The organism is Bacillus sp. FSL M8-0266, assembly GCF_038613425.1.
In the GTDB taxonomy this organism is placed as follows: Bacteria; Bacillota; Bacilli; order Bacillales; family Bacillaceae; genus Bacillus; species Bacillus pumilus.
In genome coordinates this window covers 128701-149082 of the sequence record NZ_CP152015.1, presented here as the reverse complement: position 1 = coordinate 149082, position 20382 = coordinate 128701, and the positions used below count along the sequence as shown (strand labels likewise).

The following is a 20382-nucleotide window of genomic DNA, read 5'->3' as shown; positions in this document are numbered from 1 at the left end:
CCCCTTCCTTACTTAGAGAGGTTGGGCAGGAGCCCAGCCCTCTGTTTTATTTCATAAATCCACGGTAGTTTCGTTTCACTAATTGGCTTTCAAGCTGTTTCATTGTTTCAAGTGCAACACCTACAACAATGAGAAGACTTGTGCCACCAATTTGTGCAGCGGAAGGTAATCCAGCGAATTGAATGAAAAAGATAGGAAGTATTGAAATCACGGCTAAGAAAATGGCGCCCACGAACGTGAGTCGGTACAAAATGCTCGTAATTCTATCTTGAGTCATTTTCCCTGGACGAACTCCCGGGATATAGCCACCCTGCTTTTGCAGATTTTCAGCCATTTGTTCAGGATTCACTTGGACAAAGGCATAAAAATATGTGAAAGCAACAATCAGTGCTACATAAATCGTCATACCGATTGGCTTAGTATAGTCAAAGTTGTTGGTTATCCAAGTTGTCACATTATTGGTTCCGAAGAACGATGCGACCGTCTGCGGAGTAATAATGAAAGAAACGGCAAAGATGACTGGAATCACCCCTGCTGGATTCACTTTCAATGGAAGGTGCGTTGCTTGACTAGCAGACATTTGTGCACGGCCAGTTCCTTTTGAATATTGAATCGCAATTTTTCTCACTGCCATTTGAATGTAAATAACACCGACAACAATGACAAGAATAGCAATGACAATAAGGGCAATTTTCAGGATTTGCATGAACAGCTGTCCATCTCCACCTACAAATTGCTGAGCGTACACTTGTTTTAATGTTTGAGGGATACCTGCGATGATACCGGCAAAGATAATAATCGAAATACCGTTACCAACACCGTGAGCAGTAATCTGCTCTCCCAGCCACATTAAAAATGCTGTTCCCGCAGTGAGTACGACCGCAATTAAGAGGTACGTTGAAACACCTGGGTTTTCAATCAGCATGCCTCCTGCCATATTGTTGAATCCATATGACATTCCTAACGCCTGGATAAAACCTAGAACAATTGTAAAATACCTTGTGAATTGTGCTAATTTTCGGCGGCCAACCTCTCCTTGCTTTGACCACTCAGTGAACTTCGGAACAACATCCATCTGCAAGAGCTGAATGATGATCGAAGCAGTGATATACGGCATAATCCCCATTGCAAGAATGGAGAATTGGAAAAGTGCCCCGCCCCCAAACGTGTTGAGGATCCCGAAAACACTCATTTGATCCTGTGCCTGGAGAACTTCGGCGTTCACATTAGGCACAGGGATGAAAGCACCTATACGAAAGACGATTAACATTAAAAGAGTGAATATAATCTTATTCCGTATATCTTTCACGCGCATAAAATTGGAGATTGTCTTAAACAAGTTAGATCACCTCGGCTGTACCGCCAGCAGCTTCAATCGCTTCTTTAGCAGAAGCAGAGAATTTATTGGCTTTTACAGTTAATTTTTTTTCTAATTTACCGTTGCCAAGAATTTTTACTCCTGCTTTTAACTTGCTTATTGCACCAGTCTCTAGAAGAAGTTCAGGAGTTACTTCCGTTCCTTCGTCAAAACTGTTTAATCTGTCTAAGTTGATTACCGCGTAATCTTTACGGTTGATGTTTGTAAAACCACGTTTTGGAAGACGTTGGAATAAAGGCATCTGACCACCTTCGAAACCAGGGCGTACACCGCCGCCAGAACGAGCGTTTTGACCTTTATGACCTTTACCAGAAGTTTTACCGTTACCTGATCCAATACCACGACCAACACGGTTGCGTACTTTACGTGAACCTTCTGAAGGCTTCAATTCATGAAGTTTCATTTGGGCACCTCCTTATCGATTAAAAATGTTTTATTGTTCTTTAACAGAAACTAAATGAGACACCTTGTTAATCATGCCGCGGATCGCTGCATTGTCTTCATGTACGACTGTTTGGTTTGTTTTCTTAAGACCAAGAGTACGAACAGTGACACGCTGATCTTCTGGGCGACCGATTACACTGCGTTTGAGGGTAATTTCTAATTTATTTGCCATTAATGTTCCCTCCTTATCCTAACAGGTCTTCTACAGATTTTCCACGAAGCTTCGCAACGTCTTCAGCACGTTTAAGTTCACTTAAACCCTGAAGTGTTGCGCGGATCATGTTGATCGGTGTATTAGAACCTAGAGATTTAGAAAGGATATCAGCTAGACCAGCAAGCTCAAGAACCGCACGCACTGGGCCTCCAGCGATAACTCCTGTACCTTCTGAAGCAGGCTTCAATAGAACGTTTCCTGCACCGAATCGACCGATGATTTCATGTGGAATTGTAGTTCCAACCATTGGTACTTCAATTAAATTCTTTTTCGCATCTTCAACAGCTTTGCGGATCGCTTCTGGTACTTCTTGTGCTTTACCAGTACCGAAACCTACATGACCGTTTTTGTCACCGACAACAACTAAAGCTGCAAAACGGAAACGACGTCCACCTTTAACAACTTTCGCTACGCGGTTAACCGTAACTAAGCGTTCTTCTAACTCTAATTTGCTTTGGTCAATACGACTCATTCGGATGTGTCCCTCCTTCTTTTATTAAAATTTAAGTCCAGCCTCACGAGCAGCTTCAGCTAGAGCTTTTACACGTCCATGATATAAGTATCCTCCGCGGTCAAATACCACGTTAGAGATTCCTTTTTCAACAGCACGTTTTGCAACAAGTTCGCCAACTTTAGTAGCAGCTGCAGCGTCAGAACTATTCTCGATCTTTAAATCTTTATCAAGAGTAGAAGCACTTACAAGTGTTACACCGTTAACATCATCAATTACTTGAGCGTAGATGTTCTTGTTAGAACGGAAAACGTTAAGGCGAGGTCTTTCAGCAGTACCTGAAAGTTTCGCACGAACACGAGCGTGTCTTTTAAGACGAGTAGCGTTTTTACTAGTTTTCGTAATCATCCGAGTCACTCCTTTCTTCACATTAAGCGATCTTACTTACCAGTTTTTCCTTCTTTACGGCGAACGAATTCACCTTCGTAACGAATTCCTTTACCTTTGTAAGGCTCTGGAGAACGGACAGCGCGGATGTTAGAAGCTAGAGCTCCCACACGCTCTTTATCGATACCTTTAATGACTACTTTCGTTTGAGATGGAACTTCGACTTCAACTCCAGCCTCAGGAACGATTTCAACTGGATGAGAGTATCCAACGTTAAGAACAAGTTTGTTTCCAGATTTAGCTGCACGGTAACCGACACCGATAAGTTCTAAACCTCTTTCGAAACCTTTAGATACACCTTCAACCATGTTTGCAATTAAGCTACGTGTTGTACCATGTAATGCACGGTGTTCTTTATGATCAGACGGACGGCTTACAGTTAAGACGCTGTCCTCAATTTTAATTTCCATATCAGGGTGAAATGTACGAGTTAGTTCACCTTTTGGTCCCTTTACTGTCACTGTGTTATCGTTGTTTGTCACAGTAACTCCTGAAGGGATCTCGATTAGTTTTTTACCTATACGAGACATACCAAGCACCTCCATTCATCTTAAACTTTTTTTACCATACGTAAGCAAGTACTTCTCCACCAGCTTGTTTAGCACGGGCTTCTTTGTCCGATAAAACACCTTGTGATGTAGAAATAATTGCGATTCCAAGTCCGTTAAGTACACGTGGTACTTCATTTGATTTCGCATATACACGTAAACCAGGTTTACTGATTCTTTTTAGACCAGTGATAACACGTTCGTTGTTTTGGCCATATTTAAGGAACATACGGATAATTCCTTGTTTGCTGTCTTCAATATATTCAACGTCACGGATAAAACCTTCACGCTTTAAGATTTCAGCAATTTCTCTTTTGATTTTGGAAGCCGGTACTTCTAGCTTCTCATGACGTACCATGTTCGCATTGCGAATACGAGTCAGCAAATCTGCAATCGGATCTGTCATAACCATTATTTAATAACCTCCTTCCCATTTATGGGGATTACCAGCTGGCTTTTTTAACGCCAGGAATTTGTCCTTTATATGCAAGTTCGCGGAAACAAATACGGCAAAGTTTAAACTTGCGAATTACTGAATGTGGACGTCCACAACGTTCGCAGCGCGTATACTCTTGAACTTTAAACTTTTGTTTGCGTTGTTGTTTCGCAATCATAGACTTTTTAGCCACGATTTCGCCTCCCTTTCATTGATTATTTCTGGAACGGCATACCTACTTGAGTTAATAACTCACGTGCTTCTTCGTCCGTATTGGCAGTCGTAACGATAACGATATCCATACCGCGGACTTTTGTTACTTTATCGTAATCAATTTCTGGGAAGATTAACTGTTCTTTAATACCAAGCGTGTAGTTTCCACGACCGTCGAAAGATTTCTTAGAAATCCCGCGGAAGTCACGTACACGTGGTAAAGAAACAGAAATAAGTTTATCAAGGAAATCGTACATGCGCTCTCCGCGAAGTGTTACTTTCGCACCGATTGGCATTCCTTCACGTAGACGGAATCCAGCAATAGACTTCTTCGCACGAGTAACGACAGGTTTTTGACCAGCGATAAACGTTAATTCTTCAACAGCAGTATCGATTGCTTTAGCGTTTTGAACGGCGTCACCAACACCCATGTTGATCACGATTTTTTCGATTTTTGGCACTTGCATTACTGATTTGTATTCAAACTTAGAAACTAATGCAGGTGTAATTTCTTTTACATACTTTTCTTTAAGGCGGTTCATGAGAAAGACCTCCCTTCCTTATTTACTATTTATCTAGAACTTGCCCAGATTTTTTCGCTACACGGACTTTCTTTCCGTCCTCAACTTTATACCCAACACGTGTCACTTCACCCGTTTTAGGATCAAGCGGCATTACGTTTGATACGTGGATCGGCGCTTCTTGTTCAGAAATTCCGCCCTGAGGGTTAGCTTGGGTTGGTTTAGAGTGTTTTTTCACAAGGTTAATACCTTCTACTAAAACACGGTCATTCTTAGGGAAAGCAGCAAGGATGACTCCTTGTTTACCTTTATCTTTACCAGAGATAACCACTACTTTATCGCCCTTTTTAACATGCATTTAATCGCACCTCCTTGAGTCGCGGATTGTATTCATTAAAGTACTTCTGGTGCTAGAGAAACAATTTTCATATAGTTGTTTTCACGAAGTTCACGTGCTACTGGTCCGAAGATACGAGTTCCACGTGGGCTCTTGTCGTCACGGATAATGACACATGCATTTTCATCGAAGCTGATGTAAGATCCATCGTTTCTGCGAGCTCCGCTCTTTGTACGAACGATAACTGCTTTCACAACTTCACCTTTTTTGACAACGCCTCCTGGTGTTGCTTGTTTAACCGTACAAACAATGACATCACCGATGTTAGCCGTCTTACGTCCAGAGCCACCAAGAACTTTAATCGTTAGTACTTCGCGTGCGCCAGAGTTGTCAGCTACTTTTAAACGAGTCTCCTGTTGAATCATTAATGTTACCTCCTTTCGGAAAAAGAAATCCGAACTTTATTAGATAATAACGGCTTCTTCGACAACTTCAACTAGACGAAAGCGTTTAGTCGCAGATAAAGGACGAGTTTCCATGACCTTTACGATGTCTCCGATTTTTGCTTGGTTGTTTTCATCATGTGCTTTGAACTTCTTAGAGTATCTTACACGTTTGCCATAAAGTGAATGCTTTTTGTATGTTTCAACTACAACAGTGATGGTTTTATCCATTTTGTCAGAAACAACACGACCTTGATACACTTTACGTTGGTTACGTTCGCTCATGTTTGCGGGGCCTCCCCTCTAATTATTATTTATTAGCAGCGATTTCTCTTTGACGAATCACAGTTTTCATGCGTGCGATTGATTTACGCACTTCACGAATGCGAGCAGTGTTTTCAAGCTGCCCAGTCGCTAATTGGAAACGAAGATTGAAAAGTTCTTCTTTAAGAGACTTTACTTTTTGTTCAATTTCAGCAGTGGTAAGGTCACGAATTTCATTAGCTTTCATTTGATTCACCACCAATTTCTTCACGTTTTACGAACTTCGTTTTAATTGGCAATTTATGAGATGCAAGACGAAGAGCTTCACGAGCAACTTCTTCAGACACACCAGAAATTTCAAATAAAACTTTGCCTGGTTTTACTACAGCTACCCATCCTTCTGGAGCACCTTTACCGGAACCCATGCGGACCTCTAGAGGTTTAGCTGTGTATGGCTTAGAAGGGAAAATTTTAATCCAAACTTTACCGCCACGTTTCATGTAACGAGTCATAGCAATACGAGCAGCTTCGATTTGGCGGTTCGTGATCCAAGAAGCTTCTTGAGCTTGGATACCGTACTCACCGAAATGTACTTCAGTACCACCTTTTGCACGACCACGCATTTTTCCACGATGTTCTCTGCGATACTTCACGCGTTTTGGCAATAACATATTATTTTCCTCCTTCCGCAGTATTCTTCTTAGTTGGAAGGACTTCTCCACGATAGATCCATACTTTTACGCCAAGCTTACCATAAGTAGTGTCAGCTTCAGCAGTAGCATAGTCGATGTCAGCACGAAGTGTGTGCAACGGAACAGTACCTTCACTGTAATATTCAGAACGAGCAATATCTGCACCGCCAAGACGACCAGAAACCATTGTTTTGATTCCTTGTGCTCCAGCACGCATTGTGCGTTGGATTGTTTGTTTTTGTGCACGACGGAATGAAATACGATTTTCAAGTTGACGAGCGATGTTTTCAGCAACTAGCTGAGCATCAAGATCTGCTCTTTTGATTTCAAGGATGTTGATGTGTACACGTTTGCCAGTTAGGCTGTTAAGAGCTTTACGAAGTGCTTCAACTTCAGATCCGCCTTTACCAATTACCATACCTGGTTTAGCCGTGTGGATTGTGATATTTACGCGGTTTGCAGCACGTTCGATTTCTACTTTAGAAACAGACGCGTCAGACAAACGCTTGCTGATGAATTCACGGATTTTCAAGTCTTCATGTAAGAAGTCAGCGTAATCTTTTCCTGCGAACCATTTAGATTCCCAATCACGAATGACGCCAATACGAAGACCTACTGGATTTACCTTTTGACCCACGGATTATCCCTCCTTCTTTTCTGATACAACGATTGTAATGTGGCTAGTACGTTTGTTAATTGCGCTCGCACGACCCATAGCACGTGGACGGAATCTCTTAAGTGTTGGACCTTCGTCAACGAATGCTTGAGTAATCACTAGGCTGTTAGCGTCCAACTCGTAGTTGTGCTCAGCATTTGCGATAGCAGATTTTAATACTTTTTCAATAATTGGTGAAGCAGCCTTAGGTGTAAGGTTTAAGATAGAAACTGCTTCTCCTACTTGCTTACCTCGGATCAGGTCCATTACTAGACGTGCTTTACGAGGAGCAATACGGACTGTTCTTGCGACAGCTTTAGCTTGCATTTAAAAGCCTCCTCTCATTAGCGTCTTGTTTTTTTATCGTCACTAGCATGACCTTTGTAAGTACGGCTTGGTGCGAATTCGCCCAATTTGTGACCTACCATATCTTCAGAAATGAAAACAGGTACATGTTTGCGTCCGTCATAGACAGCGATTGTGTGACCGATGAATTGTGGGAAAATTGTAGAACGACGAGACCAAGTTTTTACGACTTGCTTTTTGTCAGTTTCATTCAATTTCTCGACTTTAGCCATCAAATGATCATCAACAAATGGTCCTTTTTTTAAGCTGCGAGCCATTGTGGAACCTCCCTTCGTGATTGAACTACGGTCCTAAATGAACCGTAGACAACCCCGTTACTTGTTTTTACGACGACGTACAATGAATTTATCAGACTTGTTGGTTTTCTTACGAGTCTTGAATCCAAGAGTCGGTTTGCCCCATGGAGACATTGGTGATTTACGTCCGATTGGAGCGCGTCCTTCACCACCACCGTGTGGGTGATCGTTAGGGTTCATTACAGAACCACGAACTGTTGGGCGTACGCCTTTCCAGCGTGAACGTCCAGCTTTACCGATGTTAATTAATTCGTGTTGCTCGTTTCCAACTTGACCGATAGTCGCACGGCAAGCAGAAAGAATCATACGAACTTCTCCTGAGTTCAAACGTACAAGAACGTATTTACCTTCTTTACCAAGAACTTGAGCAGAAGTACCAGCAGAACGAACTAATTGTCCACCTTTACCTGGTTTTAATTCAATGTTATGCACAACTGTACCAACTGGGATGTTGATAAGTGGAAGAGCATTACCTGGTTTGATGTCAGATTCTGGTCCAGAAGTAACTTCAGTACCAACTTGGATTCCTTTAGGAGCAAGAATGTAACGTTTCTCACCATCTGCATAGTTTACAAGAGCGATGTTCGCTGAACGGTTTGGATCATACTCGATTGTAGCAACGCGTCCAGGTATACCGTCTTTATCACGTTTAAAGTCAATGATACGGTATTGACGTTTATGACCGCCACCTTGATGACGAACAGTCATTCTACCTTGGTTGTTACGTCCGCCTTTTCTGTGAAGCGGCGCAAGCAACGATTTTTCTGGTTTGTCAGTCGTGATTTCAGCAAAATCTGAAGTAGTCATGCCACGACGACCATTACTGGTTGGTTTATACTTTTTAATCGCCATTTTGAATTTCCCTCCTTCTTTTTAAGATTTACGCTTCAAAAATTTCGATTTCTTTGCTGTCAGCAGTTAATTTCACGATCGCTTTTCTGCGACGGCTAGTCATACCAGTGTAGCGTCCAACGCGTTTAGATTTTCCTTTGTAATTTTGAACGTTGACTTTCTCAACTTTCACTCCAAAGATTTCTTCAACAGCGTCTTTCACTTCTGTTTTGTTAGCTCTGACATCAACTTCGAACGTATACTTCTTCTCTGTCATTAGATCAGCAGAACGTTCAGTAATGATAGGGCGCTTTAGAACATCACGAGGATCTTTCATTATGCAAGTCCCTCCTCTACTTTTTCAACCGCTGCTTTAGTGATCAGAAGTTTCTCGTGGTTGACAACGTCAAGAACGTTGATACCGTTAGCTTCAACAACTGTTACTCCAGGGATGTTACGAGCAGATAAAGCAACTGTTTCGTTTGCATCCGCAGTGACGATCAACGCTTTCTTCTCGACAGATAATCCTTTAAGGATGCCTGCGAATTCTTTCGTTTTCACTGCATCAAGAGTCAGATCTTCAAGAACGATGATGTTGTTGTCGATTACTTTAGAAGACAATACTGACTTGATAGCCAAGCGGCGAACTTTTTTAGGTAATTTATATGAATAGCTGCGTGGTGTTGGACCGAATACGATACCGCCTCCGCGCCATTGTGGTGAACGGATAGAACCTTGACGAGCACGACCAGTACCCTTCTGTCTCCAAGGCTTACGACCTCCGCCACGTACTTCAGAACGAGTTTTTACTTTGTGAGTTCCTTGACGTAAGGAAGCTCTTTGCATAAGAATAGCATCGAATACTACGCTTTCGTTTGGCTCAATTCCAAACACAGAAGCGTTTAATTCGATTTCACCGTTAGTAGAACCGTTTTGGTTAAATAATGCTACTTTTGGCATGACTTGTTTCCTCCTTTCCTAAGAGAGTTATTTAGATTTAACTGCACTCTTTACAGTTACTAGAGATTTTTTAGCTCCTGGTACATTTCCTTTGATCAATAGAAGATTGCGTTCCGCATCAACTTTAACGATCTCAAGGTTTTGGACAGTGATTTGCTCTCCGCCCATACGACCCGGAAGAAGTTTACCTTTGAACACTCGGTTTGGATCAACAGGTCCCATTGAACCAGGACGACGGTGGTAACGTGAACCGTGAGTCATTGGTCCGCGTGATTGTCCGTGGCGCTTGATAGCCCCTTGGAATCCTTTACCTTTTGATGTTCCTGTTACATCTACGATATCTCCATTTGCGAAAATATCAACTTTGACTTCCTGACCAACTTCATACGCATCTAACTCCGCACCGCGTAATTCTTTTACGAAGCGCTTAGGAGCAGTTTCCGCTTTAGCAACGTGGCCCTTCTCTGGTTTGTTAGAAAGCTTTTCACGTTTGTCGTCAAAACCGATTTGGATTGCTTCATAGCCATCCGTGTCAGCAGTCTTCTTTTGAAGAACAACGTTAGCAGCAGCCTCAACAACAGTTACAGGGATAAGATCACCGTTTTCTGCGAATACTTGCGTCATACCAATTTTTCTACCTAAGATTCCTTTGGTCATTAGTCACACCTCCTATAATATGTGTTTTCTATTTGAATTAAAGTTTGATTTCGATATCTACACCAGATGGTAAATCTAAACGCATAAGTGCATCAACTGTTTGTGGAGTTGGATTCACGATGTCGATTAGACGTTTGTGAGTACGCATCTCAAATTGCTCACGAGAATCTTTGTACTTATGCACCGCACGAAGGATTGTGTAAACTGATTTTTCAGTTGGAAGCGGGATTGGACCAGATACACTAGCACCAGAACGCTTAGCCGTTTCAACAATCTTCTCAGCAGATTGATCAAGAATTCTATGATCATATGCTTTTAAACGAATACGAATTTTTTGTTTTGCCATTATTTTCCCTCCTTTTCGCCTACTTACGTTAGACAGTTCTCCGTGAGAAAAACCTGATCACCTTGCCATGGCAAAGCGGCCGGGTGTGTCAGCAACCTCTCACTTCATCGCAGTCAAAGACCAACATGCACTATTGTACCAAATTGGCCTGCGTGTTGCAATAATAAATCGGATAAATTTATGATTTGCACACTTTTCATATTATACAGGGGTTCAGCCTATAAATCAAGCTTTCCCTGAAGATGATGTACAGCCGTCTTTTTTATGGTACGGATAAATTCTTCTGGCTCTTCTAGATGCGGGGAATGTGCAGATTCTTTAAAGGTGAACCATTCTTTGACTGGTGCTGTTAATTGCTCAACATAAGGTTTTGATACAGCAGCTGGTGTAATCATGTCATATTCACCAATGATAAAGTAACAAGGTATTAATATAGTAGAAACTCGGTATTCAATGCTCTCATTCATCAATTCATCCCATAGAATGTCCTGACTAAGCATCTGTCCTTTAAGGAAATTCCACTTATCTTTGAGCTGATATTCCTTACTAAAAAGAAACCCGCGCAGCATTTGAATAAGAGGCTTCCACCTATGTGTGAGACCTACGCTTCCGAGCTCTTTATATAGAGAGAACAGTGCATGAGCTGATATTCGTTTCCACGGAGGAGGCGTCAGTAATCGCAGGCACCAAGTAAACAACCGATTTCTTTCGTATTTCTCCAAAAGAAGCTCGTACGACACACTATCTTCTTTTATTACATCTACTACCTGACTAATTCCATAATAAGCATGATATAGATCTGGGCGCTTATGTACTGCTTGTATGGCGATTAATGACCCCCACGAATATCCGGCGATGTACAATTTTGATTGACCTAGATATGAAAGGACTTTCTCTGTCAGTTCAATCGTATCTTCAATAAATTGCCGAATGGTCATGGAAGTATCGGAGGGATTCTTTTGATAGGAGAGTCCCGCGCCACGCTGATCCCAATGAACAACTGTGAAATCGTGATTAAGTTCCTCATGAAATGAGTCGATATAGCTGATTTGAGCGGAACCGGGCCCACCGTGTAAAAATAAAAGAACAGGCTTCGCTTCACTAGTGTGATCTTCTTTGATCATAATCCATTGGTCAACCCCGCCGATTAACCATTTCTTCAAATATGTCTTCGCCATTCCAGTGATCCTCTCGGTTCCATTTAGATTCTATAGCTTATAGTAGCCGTTCTGATCTGGAAAAGCAAAAAAAGAGACCCTTTTGCAAGGAGTCTCTTTTATATGTTTATTACTTAATGATATTTGAAACGACGCCAGAACCTACAGTACGTCCACCCTCACGGATAGAGAAACGAGTTCCTTCTTCGATAGCGATAGTAGAGATAAGTTCAACTTCCATCTCAGTGTTATCGCCAGGCATTACCATTTCAGTACCTTCTGGAAGATGTACGATACCAGTTACGTCAGTTGTACGGAAGTAGAACTGCGGACGGTAGTTAGCGAAGAATGGAGTATGACGTCCACCCTCTTCTTTAGAAAGTACATAAACTTCAGCTTTGAAACGGCTATGTGGAGTGATTGTACCTGGTTTAGCAAGTACTTGACCACGTTGGATATCTTCACGAGATACACCACGAAGTAGTGCACCGATGTTGTCACCAGCTTCAGCATAGTCAAGAAGCTTACGGAACATTTCAACACCTGTAACAGTTGTTTTACCATTGTCTTCTTGAAGACCGATGATTTCAACTTCGTCACCGACTTTAACTTGTCCACGCTCAACACGACCAGTAGCAACAGTTCCACGACCAGTGATTGAGAATACATCCTCAACTGGCATCATGAATGGCTTCTCAGTGTCACGCTCTGGAGTTGGGATGTACTCATCAACCGCATCCATAAGTTCAAAGATTTTTGCTTCGTAATCAGCATCTCCTTCAAGAGCTTTAAGAGCAGAACCTTTGATAACTGGTACATCATCACCAGGGAAGTCATAGTCAGAAAGAAGGTCACGAACTTCCATTTCAACAAGTTCAAGTAACTCTTCATCGTCAACCATGTCACATTTGTTAAGGAATACTACGATGTATGGAACACCTACGTTACGAGAAAGTAGGATGTGCTCACGTGTTTGTGGCATTGGACCATCAGCAGCAGATACTACTAAGATCGCGCCGTCCATTTGAGCAGCACCAGTGATCATGTTTTTAACGTAGTCAGCGTGTCCTGGGCAGTCTACGTGTGCATAGTGACGAGTGTCTGTTTCATACTCGACGTGTGAAGTTGAGATTGTGATTCCACGCTCGCGCTCTTCTGGAGCACCATCGATTTGGTCATATCCCATAGCTGATCCTTTACCAGACTTCTTATGAAGAACTGTTGAGATAGCAGCAGTTAGAGTTGTTTTACCATGGTCAACGTGTCCAATTGTACCAATGTTAGCATGCGATTTGGAACGGTCGAATTTTTCTTTAGCCATTCTAAAAATCCTCCTTAAAGGTTCATTGTATTTGGTATAGAGTGATAGAAAGTGAAGAGTTATCTCTCACTTTCTGATCTTCAATAGTAGTTATACTTTAGTTTAAAGGCAAAATCAATTATTCACCTTTATTTTTTTTGATGATTTCTTCACTGATGCTCTTAGGCACTTCTTCGTAGTGATCCATATGCATAGTGAAAGTACCGCGTCCTTGTGTGTTAGAACGGAGTGAAGTTGCATATCCGAACATTTCAGAAAGTGGAACCATTGCGCGAACAACTTGAGCGTTACCGCGAGCTTCCATACCTTCTACACGTCCACGACGAGATGTGATATCACCCATGATGTCTCCCATGTATTCTTCAGGGATAACGACTTCCACTTTCATCATTGGCTCAAGTAGAACTGGGTTACATTTGCTGACAGCATTTTTCAATGCCATAGATGCAGCAATTTTAAACGCCATTTCGTTCGAGTCAACATCGTGGTAAGATCCATCAAATAATTTTGCTTTGATGTCGATTAATGGGAATCCAGCTAATACACCATTTTCAAGTGAATCTTCAAGACCTGCTTGAATTGCTGGAATGTATTCACGTGGAACAACCCCACCGACGATTGCATTTTGGAATTCGAAGCCTGCGCCTTCTTCGTTTGGTTCGAATTCGATCCAAACGTGTCCGAACTGACCACGTCCACCAGACTGACGTACGAATTTACCTTCAACTTTTGCACCAGAACGGAATGTTTCACGGTACGCAACTTGAGGAGCACCTACGTTAGCTTCCACCTTGAACTCACGCTTCATACGGTCAACAATGATATCAAGGTGAAGCTCACCCATACCAGAGATGATCGTTTGACCAGTTTCAGGGTTTGTTTGTGTACGGAATGTTGGATCCTCTTCAGCTAGTTTAGCTAAAGCGATACCCATTTTATCTTGGTCAGCCTTTGATTTAGGCTCGATGGCTACATCGATAACTGGCTCTGGGAATTCCATAGACTCAAGGATAACAGTATCTTTCTCGTCACAAAGAGTGTCACCAGTAGATGTATCTTTAAGACCAACAGCTGCTGCGATATCCCCTGCATATACAGTAGAGATTTCTTCACGGCTGTTTGCGTGCATTTGAAGGATACGTCCAACACGCTCACGCTTGTTCTTAGAAGAGTTCTTCACGTATGAACCTGAAGCAAGTGTTCCAGAGTATACGCGGAAGAAAGTTAGTTTCCCAACATAAGGGTCAGTCATAACTTTAAATGCAAGAGCTGAGAATGGTGCGTCATCAGTAGACTCACGAACAACCTCTTCATTTGAATCTGGCAGGATACCTTTGATTGCAGCAACATCAGTTGGTGCAGGAAGGTAATCAAGCACAGCATCAAGTACAAGCTGAACACCTTTGTTTTTGAAAGCAGATCCAACAAGAACTGGGTAGAATTCAACATTCAACGTTCCTTTACGGATTGCAGCTTTCAATTCAGGAATTGTAATTTCTTCACCCTCAAGGTATTTTTCCATAAGCTCTTCATCAAGCTCAGCGACAGCTTCAATAAGGCTGTTGCGAAGCTCTTCAGCTTTGTCTTTATACTCAGCAGGGATTTCTTGTGCATCAGAGCGAGTTCCAAGGTCATCTTCGTAGAAGTATGCTACGTTATCTACAAGGTCGATGATTCCTTCGAATTGATCTTCAGCGCCGATCGGCAATTGAATTGCATGAGCGTTCGCTTGAAGACGATCTCTTAATGTGCTTACAGAGTAAAGGAAGTCCGCACCGGTTTTATCCATTTTGTTAACGAATACGATACGAGGTACTCCGTAAGTTGTTGCTTGGCGCCAAACTGTTTCAGTTTGTGGCTCTACACCTGATTGTGCATCAAGAACCGCTACCGCACCGTCAAGTACACGTAAAGAACGTTCAACTTCAACAGTGAAGTCTACGTGTCCTGGTGTATCGATGATGTTTACACGGTAACCTTTCCATTGTGCTGTAGTAGCAGCAGAAGTGATTGTAATACCACGTTCTTGCTCCTGCTCCATCCAGTCCATTTGGGAAGCTCCTTCGTGAGTTTCACCAATTTTATGGATACGACCAGTGTAGTATAAGATACGCTCAGTCGTTGTCGTTTTACCAGCATCGATGTGAGCCATGATACCAATATTACGAGTTTTGTCTAAGGAGAACTCTCTTGCCATTGGGTAATTTCTCCTTCCTTATTAGGGAATAGTTTTTTTAGTTTGGTATAAATCCTACCAGCGGTAGTGAGCGAATGCTTTGTTCGCTTCTGCCATTTTGTGTGTATCTTCACGTTTCTTAACAGCAGCACCAGTGTTGTTAGCTGCGTCAAGGATTTCGTTAGCAAGACGCTCTTCCATCGTTTTTTCTCCACGAAGACGAGCGTAGTTTACTAACCAGCGAAGACCTAAAGTAGTACGACGGTCTGGGCGAACTTCTACAGGAACTTGGTAGTTAGCTCCACCTACACGACGTGCTTTAACTTCAAGAACTGGCATGATGTTTTTCAAGGCTTGTTCGAAAACCTCCATCGCTTCATTACCAGTACGTTCTTTGATGATATCAAATGACTTGTAGAGAATTGTTTGTGACTTTCCTCTTTTACCGTCGATCATCATTTTGTTGATCAAACGAGATACAAGTTTAGAATTGTAAATTGGATCTGGCAATACGTCTCTTTTTGCTACAGGACCTTTACGTGGCATCTGATAGCCTCCCTTCTCATTTAAAAGGATTTCTATCTGTCTCTCATCTCAATATCATTGTCAGTTGCCTGACTCCACTGATCTGATATCAACTTCTAAAAACCCTTATGTTTGTTTGTATTATTTACTTTGTTTAGGGCGTTTTGTTCCGTATTTAGAACGTCCTTGCATACGACCGTCAACTCCGGCAGTATCAAGCGCACCACGAACGATGTGGTAACGTACACCCGGTAAGTCTTTTACACGTCCGCCACGGATAAGTACTACACTGTGCTCTTGTAGATTATGTCCGATACCAGGAATGTAAGCTGTTACCTCAATCAGGTTAGACAAACGTACACGAGCATATTTACGTAGTGCTGAGTTTGGTTTTTTCGGTGTCATTGTGCCGACACGAGTACAAACCCCGCGCTTCTGTGGAGATGTTACGTTAGTGTGCTCTTTTTTGAAACTGTTGTATCCTTTGTTAAGTGCAGGAGACTTTGAGTTTTCAACTTTACTCACGCGTCCTTTGCGTATTAGCTGATTAATTGTAGGCATGTTGTTATTCCTCCCTTCGTTGCTTTTTTTATAACCCACATACCCAGGTGGTTCATTAAAAGGCAAAAAACAATGCTTTTGCATTTACACATGCAAAAACAAAACAAGTACGCTATAACATAATGGCAACAGCTGCTGCCCCAACTTCAATTCCGCAGGCTTTGCCGAGCTTTTTCATGGAATCTACCACTAAAATGTCTACACCCTTCTCTTGCGCTAGTTTTGTTACACTAGCTGTTAAAGCAGGATCAGCATCTTTCGCTACGACGATTTCCTTTACTGAATCTCGTTTCAGAGCTTTTACTGTTTGCTTCGTACCAATAATAATGGATTGGGCCTGTGATACTTTATCATAAGACATCGAATATCCTCCAAAGTAACAGGTTTTATTTTGAGCACCTTGGTTATATTATCATCATGGCAGAAGGATGTCAATATCATATGACAGATTATCTTGACATCCTTCACCATTTTTTGATGATTTTATAGGAATCTCACGAGAAAGATTACTCTACTGGAACCATATCGTCAGACGGCTGCACTTGTGAAACCGGCTTAACTTTACGGTAGTTTGGCATTCCTGTTCCAGCTGGAACAAGTTTACCGATGATAACATTCTCTTTCAAGCCAAGCAGTTCATCACGTTTTCCTTTGATCGCCGCATCTGTTAGGACACGAGTCGTTTCTTGGAAGGATGCCGCAGACAAGAATGAGTCTGTTTCAAGCGATGCTTTTGTAATACCAAGAAGAACTGGGCGGCCTGTTGCAGGACGCTTGCCTTCGAATAGTACTTTTTTGTTCGCTTCAGTGAATTGATGTACATCAAGAAGTGTGCCTGGTAATACATCTGTATCCCCTGCATCAGCGACACGCACTTTACGAAGCATTTGGCGAACCATTACCTCAACGTGCTTATCTCCGATCTCTACCCCTTGCATACGGTATACTTTTTGTACTTCATGAAGCAGATATTCTTGAACAGCTGTCATATCAGTCACTTTAAGAAGTTCTTTCGGATCGATCGAACCTTCTGTCAGTACTTGACCACGAGTGACTTTGTCACCTTCAACAACTTTCAGACGTGCATTGTAAGGAGCTGTGTAAGAACGAGTTTCAACGTCGCCTTGAACCACAATTTCCTGCTGCTTGTCACGAACATCGTTAATTTCAGCAACGACACCATCAATTTCAGAAATCGTCGCTTGCCCTTTCGGATTACGCGCTTCAAATAGCTCTTGGATACGAGGTAAACCTTGTGTGATATCGTCTCCTGCTACCCCACCGGTGTGGAACGTACGCATTGTAAGCTGTGTTCCTGGCTCACCGATTGATTGAGCAGCGATGATTCCAACTGCTTCACCGACTTCAACGTCAGTGCCAGTTGCAAGGTTACGGCCGTAGCATCGTTTACATACACCATGAGGCGTGTTACATGTAAATGCAGAACGGATCCATACTTCCTCAATCCCTGCTTCGACTACTTCAAGTGCTTTATCTTCATCAATTAGCTCGTTTTCGTCGACCATGACTTCGCCCGTTTCAGGATGAACAATTGGTTTTCTTGCAAAACGTCCGATAAGACGTTCTTCAAGTTTCTCAATAATTTCATTTCCTTCTCTAATGGACTTCGCCAAGATTCCACGGTCTGTACCGCAATCTGTTTCACGGATGATGACATCCTGTGCAACGTCAACGAGACGACGCGTGAGGTAACCTGAGTCAGCTGTTTTAAGGGCTGTATCGGCAAGACCTTTACGCGCTCCGTGAGTGGAAATAAAGTATTCTAATACGGTTAAACCTTCACGGAAACTAGATTTGATCGGAAGTTCAATGATACGTCCAGCCGGGTTGGCCATCAGACCACGCATACCAGCCAGCTGAGTGAAGTTAGATGCGTTACCACGCGCTCCAGAGTCACTCATCATGTAGATTGGGTTGACTTCATCAAGGGACTTCATCAGTTTACCTTGGATGACATCTTTAGAAGAACTCCAGATCGAAATGACTCTCTCGTAACGCTCTTCTTCAGTAATCAAACCACGTCTGAATTGCTTCATGACGTTATCTACTTTTGCTTGCGCTTCTTCAAGGATCTTCTGTTTATCATCTAATACGACGATATCAGACACCCCAACCGTAATACCCGCTTTAGTAGAGTATTTGAAACCAAGATTTTTCATGCGGTCAAGCATTTTAGATGTCTCAGTGATATGGAATCTCTTAAAGATTTCCGCAATGATTTTACCTAAAATACCTTTTTTGAACGGCGCATTAATTTCTTGTTTCTCAATCGCAGCTTTGACATCTTCACCTTTTTCAAGGAAGAAGCGGTCAGGCGTTTTTTCTTCAATATTGCTCTTTGTCGGCTCATTCATGTAAGGGAATGATTCCGGTAAGATTTCGTTAAAGATTAGTTTTCCAACTGTTGTAATCAACAATTTAGAACGCTGTTCATCAGTGAATGTCACATTCTTCAACGAGTTAGCTGCAACAGCTACACGTGTATGAAGATGCACATACCCATTTTGATAAGCTATAAGGGCTTCGTTAGTATCTTTGAAGACCATACCTTCTCCGATAGCACCTTTACGCTCAAGTGTAAGGTAGTAGTTACCAAGCACCATATCCTGAGATGGCGTAACAACAGGTTTTCCATCTTTCGGGTTCAAAATGTTTTGAGCAGCAAGCATTAAGATACGAGCTTCAGCTTGAGCCTCAGCAGATAATGGTACGTGAACCGCCATTTGGTCACCGTCAAAGTCAGCGTTGTAGGCTGTACATACAAGTGGATGCAGACGAATTGCGCGTCCTTCCACAAGTGTAGGTTCAAACGCTTGAATACCAAGTCTGTGAAGAGTCGGTGCACGGTTTAGTAAGACTGGGTGCTCGCGAATCACTGATTCTAAAACATCCCATACTTCCGGCTGCACGCGCTCAATTTTACGCTTCGCACTCTTGATGTTGTGAGCTAAACCTTTTTCAACAAGCTCCTTCATCACGAATGGTTTGAATAATTCAAGAGCCATTTCTTTCGGAAGTCCACACTGATACATTTTCAAATGTGGTCCTACGACGATAACGGAACGTCCAGAATAGTCAACACGTTTACCAAGCAAGTTTTGACGGAAACGCCCTTGTTTCCCTTTCAGCATATGAGAAAGAGATTTCAATGGTCTGTTTCCTGGTCCTGTTACTGGTCGGCCTCTACGTCCATTATCAATCAAGGCATCGACAGCTTCTTGAAGCATACGCTTCTCGTTCTGAACGATGATGCTTGGCGCGCCAAGATCTAATAAACGTTTCAGACGATTGTTACGGTTGATGACACGACGATAAAGGTCGTTTAAGTCAGAAGTAGCAAAACGTCCACCATCAAGCTGAACCATTGGACGTAATTCTGGCGGAATAACCGGAAGTACATCAAGAATCATCCATGATGGTTTGTTTCCTGAGTTACGGAAGGCTTCTAGCACTTCAAGGCGTTTAATCGCACGTGTACGACGCTGTCCTTGAGCAGTTTTCAGCTCTTCTTTCAGTGCATCTACTTCTTTTACAAGATCGATATCTTGAAGAAGTTTATTGATTGCTTCTGCACCCATAGCTGCTTGGAATGTATTACCGTATTTATCTAAATAAGCACGGAATTCCTTCTCGGAAAGAAGTTGTTTCTTCTCAAGCGGTGTGTTGCCCGGATCTGTCACAACGTATGAAGCGAAGTAAATCACTTCTTCTAATGCACGTGGTGACATATCAAGAACAAGACCCATACGGCTTGGGATACCTTTGAAATACCAAATGTGGGAAACTGGGGCAGCCAGTTCGATATGCCCCATTCTCTCACGACGGACTTTTGCCCGTGTTACTTCTACACCACAACGGTCACATACAACACCCTTATAACGAACGCGTTTATACTTTCCACAATGACATTCCCAGTCTTTTTGCGGTCCGAAGATACGTTCACAAAAGAGACCATCTTTTTCAGGTTTCAGTGTACGATAGTTAATCGTTTCAGGCTTTTTCACTTCACCAAAAGACCAAGAACGGATTTTATCAGGTGATGCGAGACCGATGTTCATATACTCAAAATTGTTCACATCTAGCAAGGGGCCTACCTCCCTTTTAATCTTCGGGTTATACCCT

29 protein-coding genes are annotated in these 20382 nt (G+C 42.3%); all 29 read right to left on the bottom strand.

Going from position 1 to position 20382, the window contains the following annotated elements; all coding sequences use genetic code 11:
- Window positions 1-46: 46 nt before the first annotated feature.
- Complete coding sequence (secY, locus tag MKY83_RS00835; RefSeq protein WP_044139651.1) at window positions 47-1339, bottom strand: preprotein translocase subunit SecY; 1293 nt, start codon at window positions 1337-1339, stop codon at window positions 47-49.
- A 1-nt stretch (window position 1340) separates the two neighbouring features.
- The gene (gene rplO / locus MKY83_RS00830; protein WP_003216888.1) at window positions 1341-1781 is read right to left on the bottom strand and encodes a 50S ribosomal protein L15; all 441 of its coding nucleotides are present in this window, start codon (window positions 1779-1781) and stop codon (window positions 1341-1343) included.
- A 30-nt stretch (window positions 1782-1811) separates the two neighbouring features.
- Window positions 1812-1994, bottom strand: a complete 183-nt coding sequence (rpmD, locus tag MKY83_RS00825; protein ID WP_003217067.1) for a 50S ribosomal protein L30 — start codon at window positions 1992-1994, stop codon at window positions 1812-1814.
- Window positions 1995-2007: 13 nt separating this feature from the next.
- The gene (gene rpsE, locus MKY83_RS00820; protein ID WP_003217179.1) at window positions 2008-2508 is read right to left on the bottom strand and encodes a 30S ribosomal protein S5; all 501 of its coding nucleotides are present in this window, start codon (window positions 2506-2508) and stop codon (window positions 2008-2010) included.
- A 24-nt stretch (window positions 2509-2532) separates the two neighbouring features.
- Window positions 2533-2895, bottom strand: coding sequence for a 50S ribosomal protein L18 (gene rplR / locus MKY83_RS00815; protein ID WP_012008708.1), 363 nt, complete (start codon window positions 2893-2895; stop codon window positions 2533-2535).
- A gap of 32 nt (window positions 2896-2927) precedes the next feature.
- Complete coding sequence (rplF, locus tag MKY83_RS00810; protein WP_003217186.1) at window positions 2928-3464, bottom strand: 50S ribosomal protein L6; 537 nt, start codon at window positions 3462-3464, stop codon at window positions 2928-2930.
- 31 nt (window positions 3465-3495) lie between these two features.
- On the bottom strand, window positions 3496-3894 hold the full coding sequence (gene rpsH, locus MKY83_RS00805; protein ID WP_113768751.1) for a 30S ribosomal protein S8: 399 nt from the start codon (window positions 3892-3894) through the stop codon (window positions 3496-3498).
- Between the two features lie 31 nt (window positions 3895-3925).
- Entirely contained in the window at window positions 3926-4111 is a 186-nt protein-coding gene (gene rpsN / locus MKY83_RS00800) for a 30S ribosomal protein S14 (RefSeq protein ID WP_008356542.1), read from the bottom strand.
- 22 nt (window positions 4112-4133) lie between these two features.
- On the bottom strand, window positions 4134-4673 hold the full coding sequence (gene rplE / locus MKY83_RS00795; RefSeq protein WP_003217159.1) for a 50S ribosomal protein L5: 540 nt from the start codon (window positions 4671-4673) through the stop codon (window positions 4134-4136).
- 25 nt (window positions 4674-4698) lie between these two features.
- Window positions 4699-5010 carry a 50S ribosomal protein L24 gene (gene rplX, locus MKY83_RS00790; RefSeq protein WP_003217151.1) on the bottom strand — a complete coding sequence of 104 codons (312 nt, stop codon included), beginning with the start codon at window positions 5008-5010 and terminating at the stop codon, window positions 4699-4701.
- Window positions 5011-5045: 35 nt separating this feature from the next.
- Window positions 5046-5414: a 50S ribosomal protein L14 gene (gene rplN, locus MKY83_RS00785; protein WP_003216882.1), complete on the bottom strand. Its 369-nt coding sequence runs from the start codon at window positions 5412-5414 to the stop codon at window positions 5046-5048.
- 39 nt (window positions 5415-5453) lie between these two features.
- Window positions 5454-5717 carry a 30S ribosomal protein S17 gene (gene rpsQ / locus MKY83_RS00780; RefSeq protein ID WP_003216906.1) on the bottom strand — a complete coding sequence of 88 codons (264 nt, stop codon included), beginning with the start codon at window positions 5715-5717 and terminating at the stop codon, window positions 5454-5456.
- A gap of 25 nt (window positions 5718-5742) precedes the next feature.
- On the bottom strand, window positions 5743-5943 hold the full coding sequence (rpmC, locus tag MKY83_RS00775; RefSeq protein ID WP_003217155.1) for a 50S ribosomal protein L29: 201 nt from the start codon (window positions 5941-5943) through the stop codon (window positions 5743-5745).
- The gene (rplP, locus tag MKY83_RS00770; RefSeq protein WP_003217039.1) at window positions 5933-6367 is read right to left on the bottom strand and encodes a 50S ribosomal protein L16; all 435 of its coding nucleotides are present in this window, start codon (window positions 6365-6367) and stop codon (window positions 5933-5935) included. The genes rpmC and rplP overlap by 11 nt, the downstream gene beginning before the upstream one ends.
- A gap of 1 nt (window position 6368) precedes the next feature.
- The gene (gene rpsC, locus MKY83_RS00765; RefSeq protein ID WP_003217241.1) at window positions 6369-7025 is read right to left on the bottom strand and encodes a 30S ribosomal protein S3; all 657 of its coding nucleotides are present in this window, start codon (window positions 7023-7025) and stop codon (window positions 6369-6371) included.
- 3 nt (window positions 7026-7028) lie between these two features.
- On the bottom strand, window positions 7029-7370 hold the full coding sequence (gene rplV / locus MKY83_RS00760) for a 50S ribosomal protein L22 (protein ID WP_007496316.1): 342 nt from the start codon (window positions 7368-7370) through the stop codon (window positions 7029-7031).
- Window positions 7371-7387: 17 nt separating this feature from the next.
- On the bottom strand, window positions 7388-7666 hold the full coding sequence (rpsS, locus tag MKY83_RS00755; protein WP_003216920.1) for a 30S ribosomal protein S19: 279 nt from the start codon (window positions 7664-7666) through the stop codon (window positions 7388-7390).
- Between the two features lie 57 nt (window positions 7667-7723).
- Window positions 7724-8557 carry a 50S ribosomal protein L2 gene (rplB, locus tag MKY83_RS00750; RefSeq protein WP_003217065.1) on the bottom strand — a complete coding sequence of 278 codons (834 nt, stop codon included), beginning with the start codon at window positions 8555-8557 and terminating at the stop codon, window positions 7724-7726.
- 28 nt (window positions 8558-8585) lie between these two features.
- Entirely contained in the window at window positions 8586-8873 is a 288-nt protein-coding gene (rplW, locus tag MKY83_RS00745; RefSeq protein WP_003217016.1) for a 50S ribosomal protein L23, read from the bottom strand.
- Window positions 8873-9496: a 50S ribosomal protein L4 gene (gene rplD, locus MKY83_RS00740; protein WP_003217216.1), complete on the bottom strand. Its 624-nt coding sequence runs from the start codon at window positions 9494-9496 to the stop codon at window positions 8873-8875. Before rplD ends, rplW begins: the two co-directional genes overlap by 1 nt.
- Before the next feature lie 27 nt (window positions 9497-9523).
- Entirely contained in the window at window positions 9524-10153 is a 630-nt protein-coding gene (gene rplC, locus MKY83_RS00735) for a 50S ribosomal protein L3 (protein WP_003217069.1), read from the bottom strand.
- Between the two features lie 37 nt (window positions 10154-10190).
- Entirely contained in the window at window positions 10191-10499 is a 309-nt protein-coding gene (gene rpsJ, locus MKY83_RS00730; RefSeq protein WP_003156464.1) for a 30S ribosomal protein S10, read from the bottom strand.
- A 218-nt stretch (window positions 10500-10717) separates the two neighbouring features.
- Entirely contained in the window at window positions 10718-11677 is a 960-nt protein-coding gene (locus MKY83_RS00725; protein ID WP_044139652.1) for an alpha/beta hydrolase, read from the bottom strand.
- 109 nt (window positions 11678-11786) lie between these two features.
- Window positions 11787-12977 carry an elongation factor Tu gene (gene tuf / locus MKY83_RS00720; RefSeq protein WP_044139653.1) on the bottom strand — a complete coding sequence of 397 codons (1191 nt, stop codon included), beginning with the start codon at window positions 12975-12977 and terminating at the stop codon, window positions 11787-11789.
- Window positions 12978-13095: 118 nt separating this feature from the next.
- A complete protein-coding gene (gene fusA / locus MKY83_RS00715; protein WP_044139654.1) occupies window positions 13096-15174 on the bottom strand; it encodes an elongation factor G in 2079 nt (692 codons plus the stop codon).
- Window positions 15175-15228: 54 nt separating this feature from the next.
- On the bottom strand, window positions 15229-15699 hold the full coding sequence (gene rpsG, locus MKY83_RS00710; RefSeq protein ID WP_003216884.1) for a 30S ribosomal protein S7: 471 nt from the start codon (window positions 15697-15699) through the stop codon (window positions 15229-15231).
- Window positions 15700-15819: 120 nt separating this feature from the next.
- Window positions 15820-16239, bottom strand: coding sequence for a 30S ribosomal protein S12 (gene rpsL, locus MKY83_RS00705; protein ID WP_003216962.1), 420 nt, complete (start codon window positions 16237-16239; stop codon window positions 15820-15822).
- Between the two features lie 112 nt (window positions 16240-16351).
- A complete protein-coding gene (locus tag MKY83_RS00700) occupies window positions 16352-16600 on the bottom strand; it encodes a 50S ribosomal protein L7ae-like protein (RefSeq protein ID WP_003216985.1) in 249 nt (82 codons plus the stop codon).
- Between the two features lie 145 nt (window positions 16601-16745).
- Window positions 16746-20345 (bottom strand): DNA-directed RNA polymerase subunit beta', encoded by a 3600-nt coding sequence (gene rpoC, locus MKY83_RS00695; RefSeq protein ID WP_065097640.1) that lies wholly within the window; start codon window positions 20343-20345, stop codon window positions 16746-16748.
- Window positions 20346-20382 lie beyond the last annotated feature (37 nt).